The 18,702-nt window shown below is 32.1% G+C and carries 18 protein-coding genes; 8 read left to right on the forward strand and 10 right to left on the reverse strand.

Translation table 11 applies throughout. The annotated features are described in order from the left end of the window. Positions 1–52: 52 nt before the first annotated feature. From B4L98_RS04830 to rpsA, 3 genes are all read right to left on the reverse strand, one after another. Positions 53–1,060, reverse strand: a complete 1,008-nt coding sequence (locus tag B4L98_RS04830) for an EamA family transporter (protein ID WP_221854523.1) — start codon at positions 1,058–1,060, stop codon at positions 53–55. Between the two features lie 14 nt (positions 1,061–1,074). Next, on the reverse strand, positions 1,075–1,551 hold the full coding sequence (locus tag B4L98_RS04835) for an Lrp/AsnC family transcriptional regulator (RefSeq protein ID WP_291060256.1): 477 nt from the start codon (positions 1,549–1,551) through the stop codon (positions 1,075–1,077). Between the two features lie 189 nt (positions 1,552–1,740). Continuing rightward, entirely contained in the window at positions 1,741–3,573 is a 1,833-nt protein-coding gene (gene rpsA, locus B4L98_RS04840) for a 30S ribosomal protein S1 (RefSeq protein WP_291060254.1), read from the reverse strand. A 241-nt stretch (positions 3,574–3,814) separates the two neighbouring features. On the opposite strand from rpsA, the gene B4L98_RS04845 reads away from it, so the two are divergent. Further along, entirely contained in the window at positions 3,815–5,446 is a 1,632-nt protein-coding gene (locus tag B4L98_RS04845; protein ID WP_221854521.1) for an ABC1 kinase family protein, read from the forward strand. A gap of 75 nt (positions 5,447–5,521) precedes the next feature. On the opposite strand, the gene B4L98_RS04850 is transcribed toward B4L98_RS04845, so the two are convergent. Both B4L98_RS04850 and smpB read right to left on the reverse strand, forming a co-directional pair. Continuing rightward, on the reverse strand, positions 5,522–7,021 hold the full coding sequence (locus B4L98_RS04850) for an OmpA family protein (protein WP_286495536.1): 1,500 nt from the start codon (positions 7,019–7,021) through the stop codon (positions 5,522–5,524). Between the two features lie 65 nt (positions 7,022–7,086). Then, positions 7,087–7,539 (reverse strand): SsrA-binding protein SmpB, encoded by a 453-nt coding sequence (gene smpB, locus B4L98_RS04855; protein WP_038332657.1) that lies wholly within the window; start codon positions 7,537–7,539, stop codon positions 7,087–7,089. A gap of 66 nt (positions 7,540–7,605) precedes the next feature. Here smpB and B4L98_RS04860 point away from each other — a divergent pair, with 66 nt between their 5' ends. From B4L98_RS04860 to B4L98_RS04880, 5 genes are all read left to right on the forward strand, one after another. Continuing rightward, positions 7,606–9,228, forward strand: a complete 1,623-nt coding sequence (locus B4L98_RS04860; protein WP_038332655.1) for an ABC-F family ATP-binding cassette domain-containing protein — start codon at positions 7,606–7,608, stop codon at positions 9,226–9,228. Between the two features lie 96 nt (positions 9,229–9,324). Then, positions 9,325–9,591 (forward strand): hypothetical protein, encoded by a 267-nt coding sequence (locus tag B4L98_RS04865; protein WP_291047219.1) that lies wholly within the window; start codon positions 9,325–9,327, stop codon positions 9,589–9,591. Then, positions 9,546–10,082 carry a histidine kinase gene (locus B4L98_RS04870; protein ID WP_291060268.1) on the forward strand — a complete coding sequence of 179 codons (537 nt, stop codon included), beginning with the start codon at positions 9,546–9,548 and terminating at the stop codon, positions 10,080–10,082. Before B4L98_RS04865 ends, B4L98_RS04870 begins: the two co-directional genes overlap by 46 nt. 46 nt (positions 10,083–10,128) lie before the next feature. Then, positions 10,129–10,773, forward strand: coding sequence for a LytR/AlgR family response regulator transcription factor (locus tag B4L98_RS04875; RefSeq protein WP_291077661.1), 645 nt, complete (start codon positions 10,129–10,131; stop codon positions 10,771–10,773). Between the two features lie 98 nt (positions 10,774–10,871). Further along, positions 10,872–13,148, forward strand: coding sequence for a cation:proton antiporter (locus B4L98_RS04880; RefSeq protein WP_291060247.1), 2,277 nt, complete (start codon positions 10,872–10,874; stop codon positions 13,146–13,148). A gap of 89 nt (positions 13,149–13,237) precedes the next feature. Here B4L98_RS04880 and gyrB read toward each other — a convergent pair whose 3' ends face one another. The 3 genes from gyrB to B4L98_RS04895 all read right to left on the reverse strand — a co-directional run bounded on the left by gyrB (position 13,238) and on the right by B4L98_RS04895 (position 16,751). After that, positions 13,238–15,181 carry a DNA topoisomerase (ATP-hydrolyzing) subunit B gene (gene gyrB / locus B4L98_RS04885; protein ID WP_125349786.1) on the reverse strand — a complete coding sequence of 648 codons (1,944 nt, stop codon included), beginning with the start codon at positions 15,179–15,181 and terminating at the stop codon, positions 13,238–13,240. 490 nt (positions 15,182–15,671) lie between these two features. After that, positions 15,672–16,298: a 16S rRNA (guanine(527)-N(7))-methyltransferase RsmG gene (rsmG, locus tag B4L98_RS04890; protein ID WP_125349806.1), complete on the reverse strand. Its 627-nt coding sequence runs from the start codon at positions 16,296–16,298 to the stop codon at positions 15,672–15,674. A 6-nt stretch (positions 16,299–16,304) separates the two neighbouring features. Continuing rightward, on the reverse strand, positions 16,305–16,751 hold the full coding sequence (locus tag B4L98_RS04895) for a GAF domain-containing protein (RefSeq protein WP_038332644.1): 447 nt from the start codon (positions 16,749–16,751) through the stop codon (positions 16,305–16,307). A gap of 95 nt (positions 16,752–16,846) precedes the next feature. On the opposite strand from B4L98_RS04895, the gene xrtF reads away from it, so the two are divergent. Both xrtF and B4L98_RS04905 read left to right on the forward strand, forming a co-directional pair. Then, complete coding sequence (xrtF, locus tag B4L98_RS04900) at positions 16,847–17,389, forward strand: exosortase family protein XrtF (RefSeq protein WP_286495528.1); 543 nt, start codon at positions 16,847–16,849, stop codon at positions 17,387–17,389. Continuing rightward, entirely contained in the window at positions 17,379–17,825 is a 447-nt protein-coding gene (locus B4L98_RS04905) for an exosortase F system-associated membrane protein (protein WP_286495527.1), read from the forward strand. The genes xrtF and B4L98_RS04905 overlap by 11 nt, the downstream gene beginning before the upstream one ends. Before the next feature lie 14 nt (positions 17,826–17,839). Here the strand turns inward: B4L98_RS04905 and B4L98_RS04910 are convergent, their stop codons facing one another. Together B4L98_RS04910 and B4L98_RS04915 are read right to left on the reverse strand one after the other, a co-directional pair. Then, positions 17,840–18,376 carry a hypothetical protein gene (locus tag B4L98_RS04910; protein ID WP_286495525.1) on the reverse strand — a complete coding sequence of 179 codons (537 nt, stop codon included), beginning with the start codon at positions 18,374–18,376 and terminating at the stop codon, positions 17,840–17,842. Between the two features lie 2 nt (positions 18,377–18,378). Next, positions 18,379–18,693 carry a hypothetical protein gene (locus tag B4L98_RS04915; RefSeq protein WP_219034412.1) on the reverse strand — a complete coding sequence of 105 codons (315 nt, stop codon included), beginning with the start codon at positions 18,691–18,693 and terminating at the stop codon, positions 18,379–18,381. Positions 18,694–18,702: the final 9 nt, after the last annotated feature.

Below are 18,702 nucleotides of genomic sequence, written 5' to 3' on the forward strand. Positions count from 1 at the left end.
AAAAAAGCTTCTCGAAATCGAGAAGCTTTCTTATTAATAATCATCATAATATTTAATGCGCATAATGTTTACGAGAAACAAAATGCAGAATTTTTTGAACTAATTTCGTGTTTTTATAAAGATTCCAGTTCATTAATAAAACACTGAACAAAATTACTGCCAAACCGTAAATTTGCAAATGAGTTACGACATCATCTGTAAAAAAATAACTCAATGCAACGGCTACAATAGGGTTTACATACGCATAAGTAGAAACTTCCACAGCTGGTCGATATTGCAACAACCAAACGTAAGAACCAAAAGCAAGAATAGAGCCAAAAGTTGTTAAATAAGCCATTGCCAACCAATCTTCTATCGCAACATTCGCAAAATTGAAATTAGCATATTCTCCATTGAAGATTGCAACTGTATTAAACAAAACACCAGCAGTAATCATTTGCCAAGCCGTTTTGACCATGATGTTCAAATCTTCTTTTGGCTTTGTAACTTCTTTTTTCTGCTTTTCTGTTACATATTTTGAATACAAAGAACCTAACGTCCAAGCAATCGAACAAAAGATCAGAACAATCAACCCAATCATATTTAAGAACTGCTGATCTGCATCTGCGTGCACAGTGGTTGTTTGTTCATAGAATAACATCAGAACTCCAACAAAACCTAACAAAACACCTAAAATCGTAGGAATACTTGAAAAATTTTGTTTCCATTTCGGTTTATCTAAGACAATAAACCAAATTGCTGCCGATGCTGCCATAATTGCAACAATTCCACTTGGTAAAAATTGTTCGGACCAAATAATCCCAGCCATATCAATAAACAACAACATAAAACCTGTAAACATACATTGTTTCACAATTTGTTTATCCCACAGCTTGTAACCTTTCAACTTACAATATCCCATCAACATTGTGCTCGCCGCAATAAAGCGAAACGAACCCAAAATAAACGGACTAAAACCATGCAAAGCCTTATCTATAAAAAAATAAGTTGATCCCCAAACTACATAAACCACGAAATATGCTGCAATAATCAGCCACTTACTTGGTTGATTCCCTTTCATTCAATCTCTATTTTTTAAATCGTTGGTATAACGATATTTTGTTCTTCTTTTATTGTTTGTAAAACTATAGTTGTACGCGTAGAAGTGATTCCGCCAATTTTACTCAAATGTTTGCGCATCAATTCCACCAAACCTTCGTTATCAGAAGTTCTCACTTTGATTAGATAACCATCTTCTCCAGCAATATCATGAACCTCTAAAACTTCTGGAATTTCGGCAAGTTGTCTTCCTACTGTTTCATCACCGATAATATCTACGGTTTTGATAAACATATACGAAAGTAATTTTTGTCCAACTGCCACTGGATTTATTTTTGCGTGATAAGCCAAAATAACTTGTTTATTTTCAAGCTTTTTCACACGTTCTAATATTCCAGAAGGTGCCATTCTCAATTCTCTTGCGATATCTGCATTGTTAATACGTGCATTATCTTGCATTAATCGCATGATTTTCAAATCAGTAGCATCTAAATTAAATTCTATCTTTTCCATTTCGACTGCAAAATTAAGACTATTTTGAATAATATTCAAAAAATACATCAAAAATTGTACGTTATTCTTGATATGATTTTAAACCATAAATTAAATTCATTTTTATACTAAATATATTTAATCATTATTCATAAAAAAAGCTGCCCATTACTGGACAGCTTATGTTATTTAAAAATTTCGGTTAGAGAATTAGTTTCCTCCTTCTTCCATTTTCTTTTTCAATGCAGCTAATGAATCAATATCTCCTAATGTAGAAGTTTCGATCGTGTTAGATGAATTGTTGTTGTTGTTATTGTTGTTAGATGATCTCTCAGCTTTAACTTCTTCCTCACGGAAAGTTGCTGTGTGAGAAACTACTACACGACGGAATTCTTTGTTAAACTCGATAACTTTGAAAGATGTTTCTTCACCTTTTTTGATACGAGATCCGTCTTCTTTCTCTAATGTACGAGCTGGAGCGAAAGCTTCAACGTCAGCATCTTCAAATTGAACTGTAGCACCTTTGTCAAATACATCAACTGCAACTCCTGTGTGAACTGTACCTACTGCATATTTAGCTTCGTACTGATCCCATGGATTTTCAGTTAATTGTTTGTGACCTAAAGATAAACGACGAGCTTCTACGTCTAATTCTAAAACTACTACGTCTAAGATATCATCAACTGCACAGAATTCTGATGGGTGTTTGATTTTCTTAGTCCAAGATAAGTCAGAGATGTAGATTAATCCGTCAACACCTTCTTCTAATTCTACGAATACACCGAAGTTAGTGAAGTTACGAACTTTACCTTTGTGAGTAGAACCTACTGGGTATTTAGTTGTAATATCTGTCCAAGGATCTGGAGTTAATTGTTTGATACCTAAAGACATTTTTCTTTCTTCTCTATCTAAAGTTAAAACTACTGCTTCAACCTCATCACCTACTTTTACGAAATCTTGAGCAGAACGTAAGTGAGTAGACCATGACATTTCAGAAACGTGGATTAAACCTTCTACACCTGGAGCAACCTCAACGAATGCACCGTAGTCAGCTAAAACAACTACTTTTCCTTTAACTTTATCACCAACTTTGATATCAGCATCTAAAGCATCCCATGGATGAGCTTCTAATTGCTTAATACCTAATTGGATACGAGATTTATCTTCGTCGAAATCTAAGATTACAACGTTGATTTTTTGTCCATCTTCTAAGATTTCAGATGGGTGATTGATACGAGACCAAGATAAGTCAGTAATGTGGATTAAACCGTCAACACCTCCTAAGTCTACGAATACACCGTAAGATGTGATGTTTTTAACTTCACCTTCTAATACTTGTCCTTTCTCTAATTGAGCAACGATTTCTTTTTTCTGAACTTCGATATCAGCCTCGATTAACGCTTTGTGAGAAACTACTACGTTTTTGAATTCTGGGTTGATTTTAACAACTTTGAACTCCATAGTTTTTCCTACGAATTGTTCGTAATCACGGATTGGTTTAACATCGATTTGAGAACCTGGTAAGAAAGCTTCAATTCCGAATACGTCAACGATCATACCACCTTTAGTACGAGCTTTGATGTAACCGTTAACGATTTCTTGAGAATCGTGTGCTTTATTAACAGCATCCCATGCATTTAATGTACGAGCTTTTTTGTGAGATAAAATTAATTGACCATTTTTATCTTCACGTTGATCAACCATTACTTCAACAATATCCCCAACTTTCAAGTCTGAGTTGTAACGGAATTCGTTTAATGAAATAACACCTTCTGATTTGAAGTTGATATCTACGATAGCTTCTTTATCTGTAATACGTACAACTTGTCCTTTGAATACTTCATTCTCATGTAAGTCTTCTAAAGTTGTATCGTACATTTGCTCTAATTCAGCTTTTTCTTTACGATCTTCTTCGTTTAATCCTGATTCGAAAGATTCCCAATCAAATGATTCTGGCGCTACGTTTGCATTAGCAGACGCATCTAATACTGGAGTGTTTAATACAACTTCTTGTACCTCCTCTTGTTTTGTTTCTTTAGACATAATTCTAAAAATTTGTATCTCAATCTATTTTATTTCGGAATCTTCAAATGCAAATAAATGACCGAGAGATGTTTAACTTAATAATTAATCGCTTGATTCCTAAACCATTTTAGCGAGTGCAAAGATAAACAATTATATTTTAATATTTGGAATAATTTTAGATTCAACTCAAAGAAATTTAAGATTTTATAAAGAAATTACACACTTGTTTATTCGTAACTTGTAATCGAATCTCAACTTTATGGATAGTCTAAAGAAAATAAAACGATTTTCTAAAATCGTAAAAGTCGTTTCTAAATATGGTTTTGAAGAAATTCTTTCTCGCGGAAACGATTTATTTCATTCTGACCAAAACAACGAATTTTTCAACCAATCATTCAATCAACGTTTCCGAATGGCTTTGGAAGAACTTGGTCCGACCTATATAAAATTTGGACAATTATTGAGTAATCGAAAAGATTTGGTTCCCGAATCTTTGGTTGAAGAACTAAAAAAATTACAAGATAATGTTCCGCCAGAAGAAATTGACATCAAACAAAAAATTAGAGACGAATTTGGAATAGAACCTGACGAACATTTTCTTTTTATAGAAGAACAACCTTTTGCTGCAGCAAGTATTTCGCAAGTTTATCGCGCAACTTTATTAAATGGTGAAAAAGTTGTTTTCAAAGTAAAACGATCTAATATTCAGAAAATAATTGAATCTGATTTAGCCCTGATTCGAGATATTGTTCATTTTTTGGAAAAAAAATATGAGAAACTTCAAAAATTATTCATTTCTGAAATCGAAAAATCATTTGAAAATTCAATTCTGAAAGAACTTTCATTAACTAATGAATTTCAAAATATTGAACGATTCAGGAAAAACTTCGAGAATAGTAAAGATGTTTATGTGCCAAAAACGTACGAAGATTATTCGAACAACAATTTTCTTTGCATGGAATTCATAGAAGGTTTCAAGGTAAATGATGTTGAACAGTTAGAAGCTTTAGGAGTTGACCCGAAAAAAATCGTACAGAAAGGTTTTGATATTTATTTGAAACAATTACTTGATGATGGATTTTTTCATGCTGATCCACATCCCGGAAATATTTTTATTTTAAAAGATGGACGTTTAGCTTTTATAGATTTTGGTTCGATGGGAATTTTAGCCATCAACGAAAAAGAAGCTTTAGAAAATGTAGTGATTGATTTTGGATTAAAAAATCCGAAACGAATTGTTCGTTCACTCAAAAAAATGGCAATTAAACATTATATCGAAAACGAAAAACAATTAGAACGTGATATTGCAGATATTTTCGATTATTTAGAATACAATACTGTTGATACGATAGAAGTTCAAATCATCATCAAAAAATTCAATCATATTCTGCAACGAAATCATGTTTTATTACCCGAATATGTTTACATTTTACTACGCGGAATTGCACTTATAGAAGGAATTGGACAACAATTACATGCTGATCTTAATGTACAACGTTCAATGCGTCCGTATGCGGTAAAATTGGCTCGACAAAAATTTCATCCAAAATATTTGAGTAAAAAAGCAATTGATAATTTCAAAGATATTCAAGATTTAATCAACGATTTACCAGAAGACACCTTAAAATTAATTGAAAAAGTAAACAATGATAAATTGGCTTTAAACTTCAAGATTGACCAAATAGATAATATTCAGAAATTAATAAAAGATAGTATCAATAAACTTGTTTTAGCTATTCTTACTTTAGCTTTTGGAATTGGAGCAAGTATGCTTGCGAATACGACTGTTCGTCCCATAGTTTTGGATATGCCGTTACTTTCTTGGATTGGCTATTTGTTATCTATTTTTACAGCTGGTTGCATCATTATATTGGTTTTTAGAAAGAAATAATTTTAATCCTAATTTCATAAAAATAAAATAGCCACCTCAATGAGGTGGCTATTTCTATTGTAAGCTATTCAAGAATTATTTTTTCTTTTTTGTAGCTGGTTTTACAACTTTAGTTTCTGTAACTACCGCTGTTTTTGGTAATACCTCAACACGTCTGTTTTTTTGGTAACACTCTTCAGTGTTTTCAGTACATAATAATTGAGATTTTCCTAATCCACGAGGAGTTAAACGAGCTTTATCAACTCCACCTCTTTCAGCTAAAATATTAACTAACGCTTGAGCACGTTTTAAAGATAATGTTTTGTTGTAAGCATCTTTACCTCTTTGATCAGCATGTCCGTCAATGTAGAAGTTTTTCGCTTTTAAATCATCAGAATTTAAAATTTGAGCTGCTACACGTACGTCTTCGTAAGAAGAAGGAACAATTTTATCAGAGTTGTACTCGAATAAGATGTTAGATAAACGTTTTGCTACGTGAACTTCTGTCCATGGACATCCGTTATTTTCTTTTGGTCCTTTTTCTGTTGGACAAGCATCATCTTTATCAGGAATACCATCTCCGTCTGTATCAGGACAACCTTGGAATTCAGCTAAACCTGGTTCGTTTGGACAAGCATCATCTTTATCTAAGATTCCATCACCATCTGTATCTGGCCAAGGACATCCGTTATTTTCTACTGGACCAGCAACTTCTGGACAAGCATCATCTTTATCTGGAACTCCGTCACCATCTGTATCTGGACAACCTTGGAATTCAGCTAAACCTGGTTCGTTTGGACAAGCATCATCTTTATCAAAGATTCCGTCTCCATCTGTATCTGGACATCCGTTTGTAGCAGGATCTCCTGTAGCGATACCTGGAGTATCTGGACATGCATCTTCGTCATCAGGAATACCATCATTATCTCTATCTTGTTTTCCGAAACGAAAAGTAACACCTACTGTGTGTTGGAAGAAATCGAAATAATTGTTTCCTCCGTAAGCTGGTAACCAGTTGTAATCAGAAGCAACATTTAAACCGAAGTTCTTAGTAAACCAAAAGTTAATACCACCTCCTAAAGAAGCTACAAAGTGATTTTTCTCTAAATCTTCTGCTTCAGTAATTTGGTATGTACCTCCATTTTCGTTACCGTAGTAAGCTGTCAATGGAAATTGTAATCCTGTGTAATCGTATCTGTGGTAACCAGCACCTACACGGATATATGGATCAAACCAAGAATCTTCTTTTAAGATATAACCATTAGCTAACTTATAACGTAAACCTAAACCAGCGTTAATGAATAACTCATCTTTAATAGCTAATCTGTTGTTATCAACTTCACCTACAGAAGCAGTTAAATCAACATCAAAAGATCTGTTTAAGTTACGAATAATAGATAATTTAGATAAAGGAGGAACGATATCCCAATTATCTGTTTTGAAATACTGGTTGAATGGTCCAGTCACTGAGTTGTGATCAACTGCGTGAGCACCAACTGTAATTGCCCAAGGATTCTTAGAATTCTGAGCATCTACAAAAGAATTACCCGCTAGGAATAATACTACTGCAGATAATAATAGATTAAACTTTTTCATTATCAAATATTTAGCGTTTTAAATATATTAAATTTTACTTAATTTTATACAATTATAAGACAAATTTAAGAATTCTTTATCATTCTATCCAAATCTCTTTTCAAATCTTTTCCTTTTATTGTGTTTCTTTTGTCAAAAAGTTTCTTCCCTTTTGCCAAATATATCTTCAATTTTGCCAACCCTTTATTGTTTATAAATAGCGTGGTTGCTACAATCGTTAATCCAGTCTCTTTCGTTTTGCGTTCTAATTTTCTCAACTCAGATTTTTGTAATAAAAGTTTTCTGTCTCGTCTAGTTTTATGATTAAAGTATGTTCCCCAATCATATTCGTCAATAAACATATTGACAATATAGAGTTCTCCATCCTTCATTTGACAAAAACTTTCGGTAATCGAAGCTTTTCCCATTCGGATAGATTTTATTTCAGTCCCAAATAATTGGATGCCGGCTTCGTAAGAATCTAATAATTCATACTCAAACCTTGCACGTTTATTCTTAATCGTAACTTCTTTCTGCACTTTATTTTATTCCAATTAAAATTTGTAACTTTGCCGGAAGGTCAAACAAACATCATACCAAAAATTATGTTAAATGTTTCTAATTTATCGCTTCAATTCGGCAAGCGTGTACTTTTCGACGAAGTTAATATAAAATTTACAAATGGCAACTGTTACGGGATAATTGGTGCCAATGGAGCAGGAAAATCTACTTTCTTAAAAATATTATCAGGTGAAATCGATCCAACTTCAGGACAAGTTAGTCTTGAAAAAGGAAAACGTATGTCTGTTTTAGAACAGAATCACTTCAAATATGACGAATATACAGTATTGGATACTGTTTTACGTGGAAATAAAGTATTATACGATATTAAAGAACGTATGGATGCTTTATATGCTAAACCAGATTTTTCTGAAGAAGATGGTATCAAAGCAGGAGAATTAGGTGTCGTTTATGAAGAAATGAACGGATGGAATGCAGAATCTGATGCTGCTACATTATTATCGAATGTAGGAATTGATTCGGATATGCATTATACATTAATGGGAGATTTAGATAATAAAGCGAAAGTTCGTATTTTGATTGCTCAAGCTTTATTTGGAAATCCTGACGTGTTAATCTTAGATGAGCCTACCAACGAATTGGACGTTAATACAATTCAATGGTTAGAGGATTTCTTAGGTAATTTCGAGAATACTGTAATCGTTGTATCGCACGACCGTCACTTCTTAGACGCAGTTTGTACGCATATTTGTGATTTAGATTTCTCTAAATTAAACCTATATTCTGGTAACTATACATTCTGGTACGAGTCTTCTCAGTTAGCTGCAAAACAACGTGCGCAACAAAACAAAAAAGCAGAAGAAAAGAAAAAGGAATTACAAGATTTCATTGCTCGTTTCTCTTCTAACGTTGCTAAAGCAAAACAAACGACTTCTCGTAAAAAAATGATCGAGAAATTAAATATCGAAGATATCAAACCTTCTTCTCGTCGATATCCAGCACTTATCTGGGAACAATCGCGTGAGGCTGGTGATCAAATCTTAGAAGTAAACAATTTATCTGCTTCTGTAGATGGAGAAGTTTTATTTAAAGATGCGAACATCAACTTGAAAAAAGGTGATAAAATTGGTATTTTCTCTCGTAACTCGAAAGCAGTTTCTCAATTTTTCGAAATTCTTTCAGGAAAAGCTCAGCCAGATTCTGGAGATTTTACTTGGGGAATTACAACAACACAAGCGTATTTACCTTTAGATAATACAGATTTCTTCAAAGAAGATATCAACTTGGTTGATTGGTTACGTCAATATACAGAATCAGACGATGAACGTCACGAAGAATTTATGCGTGGTTTCTTAGGGAAAATGTTATTCTCTGGAGACGAAGCTCTTAAAAAATCTTCTGTTTTATCAGGAGGTGAAAAAATGCGTTGTATGTTCTCTCGCATGATGTTATTACGTGCAAACGTATTATTGTTAGACGAGCCAACAGGTCACTTAGACTTAGAATCGATTACAGCATTGAATAATTCTTTGGTTAATTTCAAAGGAACAATTTTAATGGGTTCTCATGACCACGAATTGATTCAAACAACTTGTAACCGTATTATCGAGTTAACTCCAAACGGAATCATCGATCGTTATATGACGTATGATGAATTCTTAGATGATCCAAAAGTAAAAGAATTAAAAGCAAAATATTACGCTTAATAATTTCTTTCACCATATTTCTAAAAATCCAGAAGGTTCTACTTTCTGGATTTTTTTATTCATAAATTATTCTATCTTTGAGTTAGAATTTTTCGCATGATTCAACTTCCTACCATATTACTTTATCTCGTTATTGCATTGATTATTTTTCTAATCATTATGATTACATATTTAATCCATTCATTAAAATCTGAGAAAAAAATAAGTCATGAGCAAACGCAACGTTTAGACAATTTATCTACAAAAGTTGATGAGTTAAAATTGGAGTCATACGAAGCAAAATTGAATCCACATTTGTTCAAAATATTCTCAATTCGATTCAATCCAATGCGTACCAAACCTATTATACGATTGATAAATTAGCTAATGTATTGGATTATATTTTGTACGAAAGCAAAGACAATTTTGTGACGATAAAAGATGAAATAGATTTCACTAAAAACTTTATTGAAATTAATAAAGTAAAAGTTTCGCCTTTGTTTGATTTTCAAGTTAAAACGAAAATTGATGAAACTTCACCTTACTATCAAGAAAAAATTATTTTACCTTTATTAAGTATTGATTTTATTGAAAATGCTTTCAAACATACCGATTTTCAACAAGCCAATTCATTTATAAAAATTATGCTTGAACTGAATAATAAATCATTTCAAATTCAAGTAATGAATAAAATTTCTCCAAAAAATAGTTTGAAAAAAGAAACTGGCGGACATGGAAGTCAATCATTAGAACACCGCTTGAAAATGGTTTACGACGACGATTTTTCACTTTCTAAAACTATTGAACAGGATATTTTTGTAGCCAACTTAAAAATAAATCTACATGAGTTTTACACTAAAATGCATACTAATTGACGACGAAATTCTTGGATTAAAGTACCTGAAAATGTTGTGTGAACAAATGGAAGACATAGAAGTTGTGAAAGCTTATGTTGATTCTGAATTATTCATTAACGAAATCGAAAATATCGATTTTGACTTTTGTATTTTAGATATTGAAATGCCTAAAATTAATGGTTTACAGATCGCTAATTTATTAAAAGAAAAACCGTTTATTTTTTCCACTGCTTATAAGGAATATGCTGTTGATGCTTTTGATTTAGACGCGACAGATTATATTCAAAAACCAATTAAAAAAGAACGTTTACAACAAGCTGTTGACAAAGTAAAAAAACGTTTACAAAATAATTTTTCGACACCAAATAATTTTGTACAATTAAATTCAGACAAAGGAAAAATTTTGTTGCAGTTTAATCAAATTTTGTACATTACAACTTCTAGTGTTGACAGCCGTGATAAAGTGGTTTATTATCAAGATTTATCGTTCTTAATTTTGAAAAATATCACACTCGATGCATTATCAGAAATGTTACCCGAAAAAGATTTTGTCCGCATCAATAAACGAGAAATAATTAGCTTGCATCATATTAAATATTTTCACTCAGACAATGTTACTTTAGATGTTTTATCAAAAGAAAATAAAGAAATTAATTTGGTGTTAAGTGAAGTTTACAAAGCTAATTTTATTGCTCAAATTTCAATTTGATTACAAAAAAAATCCATTTCATTACATTTTACTCAAGTTTAAAAAATATTGATATTTTTCTGTAAATTAATTTCTGACTTTTGTTAAAAATTAACGCCATGAAAAAATCGACAAGAAATTCTATTTTTTATATAATAACCATTCTACTTTGTTCAATCATGATGTATTTTATTGTGATTAAAGCAGAAGAAATGGAAGCTGGGAAACATGTTGTTCATGCTGCAAATGGAAGCAATTACTTCAATGATTTCATCAACAGTATTACACATAATATTGGACACCCTCTTGCTATTTTATTAGCACAAATTGTGACCATTATATTTACCGCAAGAGTTTTTGGATGGATATTTAATAAAATTGGACAACCAACTGTAATTGGAGAAATTATTGCAGGTATTTTCCTTGGTCCTTCTTTCATTGGAATGCATTTCCCAGAATTTTTCGGAGATCTTTTCCCAAAAGAATCATTAGGAAACTTAGAATTTATCAGTCAAATCGGTTTGATTCTATTCATGTATGTCATCGGAATGGAATTAGACCTTAAAGTGCTAAAGAAAAATGCACAAGACGCCATAGTTATTAGTCACGCGAGTATCATTATTCCATTTACACTTGGTTTAGCTCTAGCTGGATTAATTTATATGGAATTTGCTCCAGAAGGAATTAACTTTCTATCATTTGCCCTTTTTATCGGAATTTCGATGAGTATTACAGCCTTTCCCGTTCTGGCTCGTATTGTACAAGAACGCGGGATTAGCAAAACTCGTTTAGGTTCTATTGTAATTACTTGCGCTGCTGCCGACGATATCACGGCTTGGTGTTTATTAGCCGCGGTTATCGCAATTGTAAAAGCTGGCTCATTCATCAGTTCATTGTATGTTATTTTACTAGCAATTGTTTACGTTATCGCGATGGTTCGTTTCGTTCGTCCTTTCCTAAAGAGAATTGCAGACGTACATTCGAGCAAAACAACGCTTACAAAACCTATCATTGGAATCTTTTTCTTGGTCTTAATTATTTCTTCATACTTAAGTGAAATCATAGGAATTCATGCATTATTTGGAGCTTTTTTAGCTGGAACAATTATGCCTGAAAATGTGAAATTTAGAAATTTATTCATCGAAAAAATAGAAGATGTTTCATTGGTTTTATTACTTCCGCTGTTCTTTGTTTTTACAGGTTTAAGAACACAAATTGGATTATTAGATAGTCCACATTTATGGCAAACTGCGGGAATGATTATTTTGGTAGCTGTAACAGGAAAATTTGTTGGAAGTGCAGTAGCCGCTAAATTTGTTGGGCAAAACTGGAGAGACAGTTTGACCATTGGTGCCTTAATGAATACACGAGGTTTGATGGAATTAGTCGTGTTAAACATTGGATATGATTTAGGTGTCTTAACACCAGAAGTTTTCGCTATGATGGTGATAATGGCTTTGGTCACAACTTTTATGACAGGTCCAGCTTTAGATTTAATCAATTGGATTTTTCGAAAACAAAAGACAGAAAATGAACTTTCTGAAATTAGTCAAAGTCAGAAATATAAAATATTAATTGATTTTCAAACACCTGAAAAAGGTGCTGAATTGTTACGAATAGCTAATAGCTTTATCAAAAAACAAGACGAAAACTCACTTGTTTCCGCAATTCATGTGATGAAAAGTAGCGAAGTGCAACATTTCAATCTTGAAGATAGAGAAGCAGAAATTTTTGAACCGATTATTGAGGTTTCCGAAGAATTACATCAAGATGTAACAACCATGTTCAAAGTTTCTACAGATATGGTTTTTGAGACAATTGATATTGCACAAAAAGGTGATTACGATTTGATGTTGATGGGTGTTAGAAATTCTATTTATTCAGGTTCGTTATTAGGAAATATTTTAGGATTTACGACAAAAATTATCGATCCAGATATTTTGATTGGTCAAGTTACTGGAAAAGAAAACATGTTTGATCATTCAATTTTCAACGAAAGAACGAAACAATTATTGAACAAATCAACAGTTCCTGTTGGTGTTGTTTTGGATAAAAATTTCACAAAAGCTGAAAAAGTTTTTCTTCCTCTTTTCGGAAATAAAGATGCCGATTTACTGAAATATGCACAACGTTTAATCTCGAATAGCGAATCTCAAATTATTATTGTAGACGTGAGCGGTTACACAAAACGTCATTCAGAAGTAAAAGAAATTATTCGTAGTATCGAAAATATTGCTCCAAATCATATTAGTCTTTCGTACAAACAACAACTGGATAAAGAGTTTTTAGATGAAATGGATTTGATGATGATTAGTATGAAAAGTTGGAAAAACTTAATCGAAACAAAAAGTATTTGGATTTCCAATGTACCAACAACATTGATTATTTCGGAGTAAATCTTCTTCATTCAAGATTTATATATTCAATTACAAAAAATAAATCCAGCTTAAAAGCTGGATTTATTACTTTATATTATTCAAATCGATTAAACATCAATTTTTGCATAGTGTGCATTTTTCTCGATAAACTCACGACGAGGCGGTACATCATCACCCATCAACATAGAGAACACGCGATCTGCTTCTGTTGCATTGTCAATCGTTACTTTACGCAACGTTCTGTGCTCTGGATTAAGAGTTGTATCCCATAATTGCTCTGCGTTCATTTCCCCAAGACCTTTGTATCGTTGAATTGTAACTCCTTTACCAGAACCATCTGTAGAAAATTCTGCAGTTAAACGTTCACGATCTTTTTCATCCCAAGCATATTCTGCTTTCGCTCCTTTTTTGATTAAATATAAAGGTGGCGTTGCAATGTAAATATGTCCTTGCTCAATCAATTCTTTCATGTAACGGAAGAAGAATGTCAAAATTAATGTCGCGATGTGAGAACCGTCGACATCGGCATCGGTCATAATTACAACCTTGTGGTAACGTAATTTTGAAATATTAAGTGCTTTCGAATCTTCTTCAGTTCCGATTGTTACACCTAAAGCTGTATAAATATTTTTAATCTCTTCGTTATCCAAAACTTTGTGCGCCATCGCTTTCTCTACATTCAAAATCTTACCACGCAATGGTAAAATTGCTTGAAAATGACGATCACGACCTTGTTTTGCCGTTCCTCCGGCAGAATCTCCCTCGACTAAGAATAACTCAGATTCTTCTGGCTTACGAGAAGAACAATCCGCTAATTTCCCTGGCAATCCGCTTCCTCCCATAGGATTTTTGCGTTGTACCATTTCACGAGCTTTCTTCGCTGCCTGACGAGCTTTTGCTGCTAAAATTACTTTATCAACAATTTGTTTTGCTTCTGTTGGATTCTCTTCTAAGAAATTCGTTAACATTTCTGCCACGATTTTATCAACCGCAGGAGAAACCTCAGAGTTTCCTAATTTCGTTTTCGTTTGACCTTCGAATTGAGGCTCCATTACTTTTACCGAAATCACTGCTGTTAATCCTTCACGGAAGTCATCTCCAACGATTTCAACTTTTTCTTTTGCAAGATTAAAGTTTTCTTCAGCATATTTTTTCAATGTACGTGTCAATGCACGACGGAAACCAGATAAATGTGTTCCACCTTCGTGTGTATTGATGTTATTTACATACGAATGTACATTTTCGTTATACGATGTATTGTATCGCATTGCAACCTCAACTGGAATTCCATCGCGTTCACCTTCCATGAAGATTACTTTGTCCATAATAGATTCGCGGCTACCGTCGATAAACTCAACAAATTCTTTTAATCCTTCTTCAGAATGAAAAGTTTCTGTTACAGGATTTCCATCAGCATCTTTTTCGCGTTCATCAACCAATACAATATTGATTCCTTTGTTCAAGAAAGCTAACTCACGCAAACGATTTGCTAAAGTAGAATAGTTATATGTTTGTACTTCTTGGAAAATTGTATCATCTGGCGTAAAAGTTACTGTTGTACCACTTTTATCAGTCGTTCCAACTTCTTTTACATCGTACAAAGGTTTCCCTTTCGAATATTCCTGAATATATTGTTTTCCGTTCTTGAAAACTTCTGCCGATAAATGGTTAGAAAGTGCATTAACACACGAAACTCCAACACCGTGCAAACCTCCAGAAACTTTGTACGTATCTTTATCAAACTTACCACCTGCACCAATTTTCGTCATTACAACTTCTAATGCAGATTTTCCTTCTTTTTTATGTAAGTCGACAGGAATACCACGTCCGTTATCTTCGACACGAATCGAGTTTCCTTCTAAAATTGTTACCTTGATTGTATCACAGTATCCTGCTAAAGCTTCATCAATAGAGTTATCAACAACCTCGTAAACTAAGTGGTGTAATCCTCTAACTCCGACGTCTCCAATGTACATCGATGGACGAAGACGTACGTGCTCCATTCCTTCTAACGCTTGGATATTATCCGCCGTATATGTGTTATTACTCATAATATGTCTCTAACTTTTTAAAACAAACAAATATAGTGAATTTTGACGAGAAAACCTCTTAAAAAGAACTTAAAGTATTGGATAAAATAACGTTTTAAAATTTAATTTTTGGATTAATTCAATAATTATTGTGTTTAAACTTTTTTACTAAGCAAAACGTGATATAACTCTTTAATCTCTTTTTATTTTCATTTTTTTCTTGATAAAAAAACGAAACAAAAAAATCAAGGTTATAAATCTTTGACTAAAAATTATCAACACTTCGATAATGATTTAAAAATTCACATACGTTCATTAAATCATTTATAACCTACGCTTATTCAATTTTATTAACGTCAAAGCTTTAAATACCATTATTTTTAAACCTTAAAAAAAAGAAAAATAGCTGAATAATTAAAAATCACTATTTGAAAGTTTAAACAAGATTATTGTTAAAATAAAAAACCGAAATCAAATTGATTTCGGTTTTCAAGTATATAATTTCTATAAATTAAATATCTTTCTTTTCTAAATAAACGACTTTCTTCGTTTCGAAGAAATCTTCGTCAAAAAAGTTTTGAATATCAAACAAAACAGCATTTGGAAAACCTGCTAATTCTTCTGTCAAATCACCTCCTTTTAGATATAATAAGCCATTAGGAAAAGGATTAATCGCTTCTTTTTTAAATTTTCCTCGAATCCATTCTGCGAATCTTGGCATTGCTGTCACCGCACGAGAAACCACAAAATCGTATTTATCTGTTAATTCTTCGGCACGTTTTTGTTCTGCTTTTACGTTCGTCAAACCTAAACCGTCAGCCACACCTTTTACAACCTTGATTTTTTTTCCGATAGAATCTACCAAATGAAACTGAACATTCGGAAACAAAATTGCCAACGGAATTCCTGGTAAACCACCTCCAGTTCCTACATCCAGAACAGAAGAACCATCTGCAAATTCCATCACTTTTGCAATCGCTAAAGAATGTAAAATATGGTTCGTATAAATTTCATCAATATCTTTTCGAGAAACAACATTGATTTGATCGTTCCATTCTTTGTACAAATCACCAACTTTCGAAAATTGTTCGATTTGTTTTTCCGTTAAATCAGGAAAATATTTTAAAATTAAATCAATCATTGCTTAAATAATTTCTGAAACTCGCTGACAAACGTAATCTAACAACTTTGTATCGTCTTCTGTAAACGGATTAATTTTATGCGAATCGATATCAATTTGACCAATATTTTCTCCATTTTTGAAAATTGGAACAACAATTTCAGCTTTCGTTTCAATTGAACAAGCCAAATAATTATCTTGTGCATAAACGTCTGGCACAACAAAAGTTTCGTTAGATTCTGCCACTTGCCCACAAATTCCTTTACCATAAGGAATTATTGTATGATCGGTAGCTGCACCAACATAAGGTCCAAGTTTTAGTTCATTTTTATCTCCATTCTTGAAATAAAATCCCACCCAATTATAGTATTCAACTTCGTCACTCAACAATTGACAAATCTTTTGTAATCTATCTTCCGTAGAAATTGCGCTATCAATTATGACATCCACGCGTTTATGTAAATCTTGCATTTTGTTACTTCTAAAAAAGCAAATTTATTGATTAATCATAACTTAATCAAAAGTTGACGTTTTTCATTTATATTTGTTCAAGATTTTTTAACCAAATGAAAGAATTTAAACCTTTATTGTTATTCCTTGCACGTTTTTTAGGAACTTACATTATTTTAAGTTTAGCTTATAAATTGTATTTGGATCAATATTTACCGCACAATACCCCTGATCCATTTACAAAATTAACATCTGATGTAACAGCTTTTGGTTTGAACAAATGTGGTTTTTTTACTTTTTCTAATATTGCAGAAAATCAGCCTTGGATGCGTTTGGTAATGGACGGACAAGTGGCGTCTATTGTAAATGAAGGTTGTAATGCGATTTCTATTCTGATAATTTTCGTAGCGTTTATCGTTGCTTTTTACACGAATTTCAAACAAACTTTTTTGTTTATTTTATCTGGTTTAGCAATTCTTTTTGTGATGAATATTTCGAGAATTATGTTGTTAAATTATATTTTTAGATACCACGCAGAATATGGTAAAATGGCACACGATTATCTGTTTCCTGCAATTATTTATGGTTCAATCGTGATTCTTTGGATTGTTTGGATCAAATTTTTTGTAACAAAATACAATAAGCAAAATGCTAAATAAATATTTACGTTACGCAATTGCAGTTTTACTTGTTTTTGGATTAATATTAGTCCGAAAATTTGAAGATGTTTTATTTTATGATCCTTTCCTAAAATACTTTCATTTTGTTGGTCATTCAAAATTCCCTGAAATTGATTTACCAAAATTGAACGCAAGTCTGATGGTTCGCTATCTAATCAATACATTATTAACGGTATTAATTGTTTGGTTTATTTTCTGGAAAAAAAGTTACGTTAAATTCTCTATCATTATTATGATTATTGGATTAATCGTTCTTTTACCAATCTATAATTATTTGATTTCAACACATTTTTCATCAGGCGAAATGGTTTTCTTTTATGTGAGAAGATTTCTCATTCAGCCCATGTTTTTATTAATTTTAGTTCCTTGTTTTTATTACCAAGAAATACAACATAAAAAAACGGTCGAAAATTAATTTTCGACCGTTTTTTATTTTTTATTTTGACTTTGAAAAATATCTTCCAAAAATTTTATTTTTTCTTCTTCAGACATCGGTTTTTCTCCATTATCATTTAAAGTAATCCCTGTTAATTTATTATTACGAACCGAAAATAATAAATATGAATTTAAATCTATATTTCCTTTTACTTTCTCCTTAAATATTCTCCAAATTATATAATTAGAGTTTCTCTTTAATTCTGATACTAATACTTTTTCTCCGGTTTTCCAATAATCAGTCTCCCATTTATAATATTTCTCTAAAAGTTCACTTTCAGACAAACCTGTTTCATAAAATTCATATTTTTCTGGTTTCGCTACGACAATCATTAAGCTAACATCGGTTTTCTTATTAACAAAATGATATTGACTTGAACTTTTAAGTTGTCCTTTATGTTCCCATTTTCCAGGGAATTCAAAATATTCTTCATTAATGATATAATGAGAAACTTTTTGAGCATTAACAAAATTTGAAAAAAATAATATTACAAAAAGAAATGTAATTTTTAAAAAACTATTTGCTTTCATAATTACAATCCCGATTCTTCTTTTTCTTGTTGCGCATCTAACTTTGCTTGCTCTTTTGCAGCTGCTTCTTGTGCTTTTTGTTCTGCAACTTTACGTTTTTCTTCGTTTGCAATTTCTGCATTCGCTTTGTTCACTGCTTTGTATTTGTACAACCAACCTAAGAATCCACCAAGTATAAATCCAACTCCAGCACCTCCTGTTATTCCGACTAAAAATTCTTTGTCCGCAAATAATCTTGAGATATCTAAATTTGTAAAATAGTACATTGCAACGCTAATCGCAATCAACAAAAATCCAATAAAAGTAGAATAGGTCATCGTTATATG

Source organism: Empedobacter sp. UBA5528, assembly GCF_002426075.1.
In the GTDB taxonomy this organism is placed as follows: domain Bacteria; phylum Bacteroidota; class Bacteroidia; order Flavobacteriales; family Weeksellaceae; genus Empedobacter; species Empedobacter falsenii_B.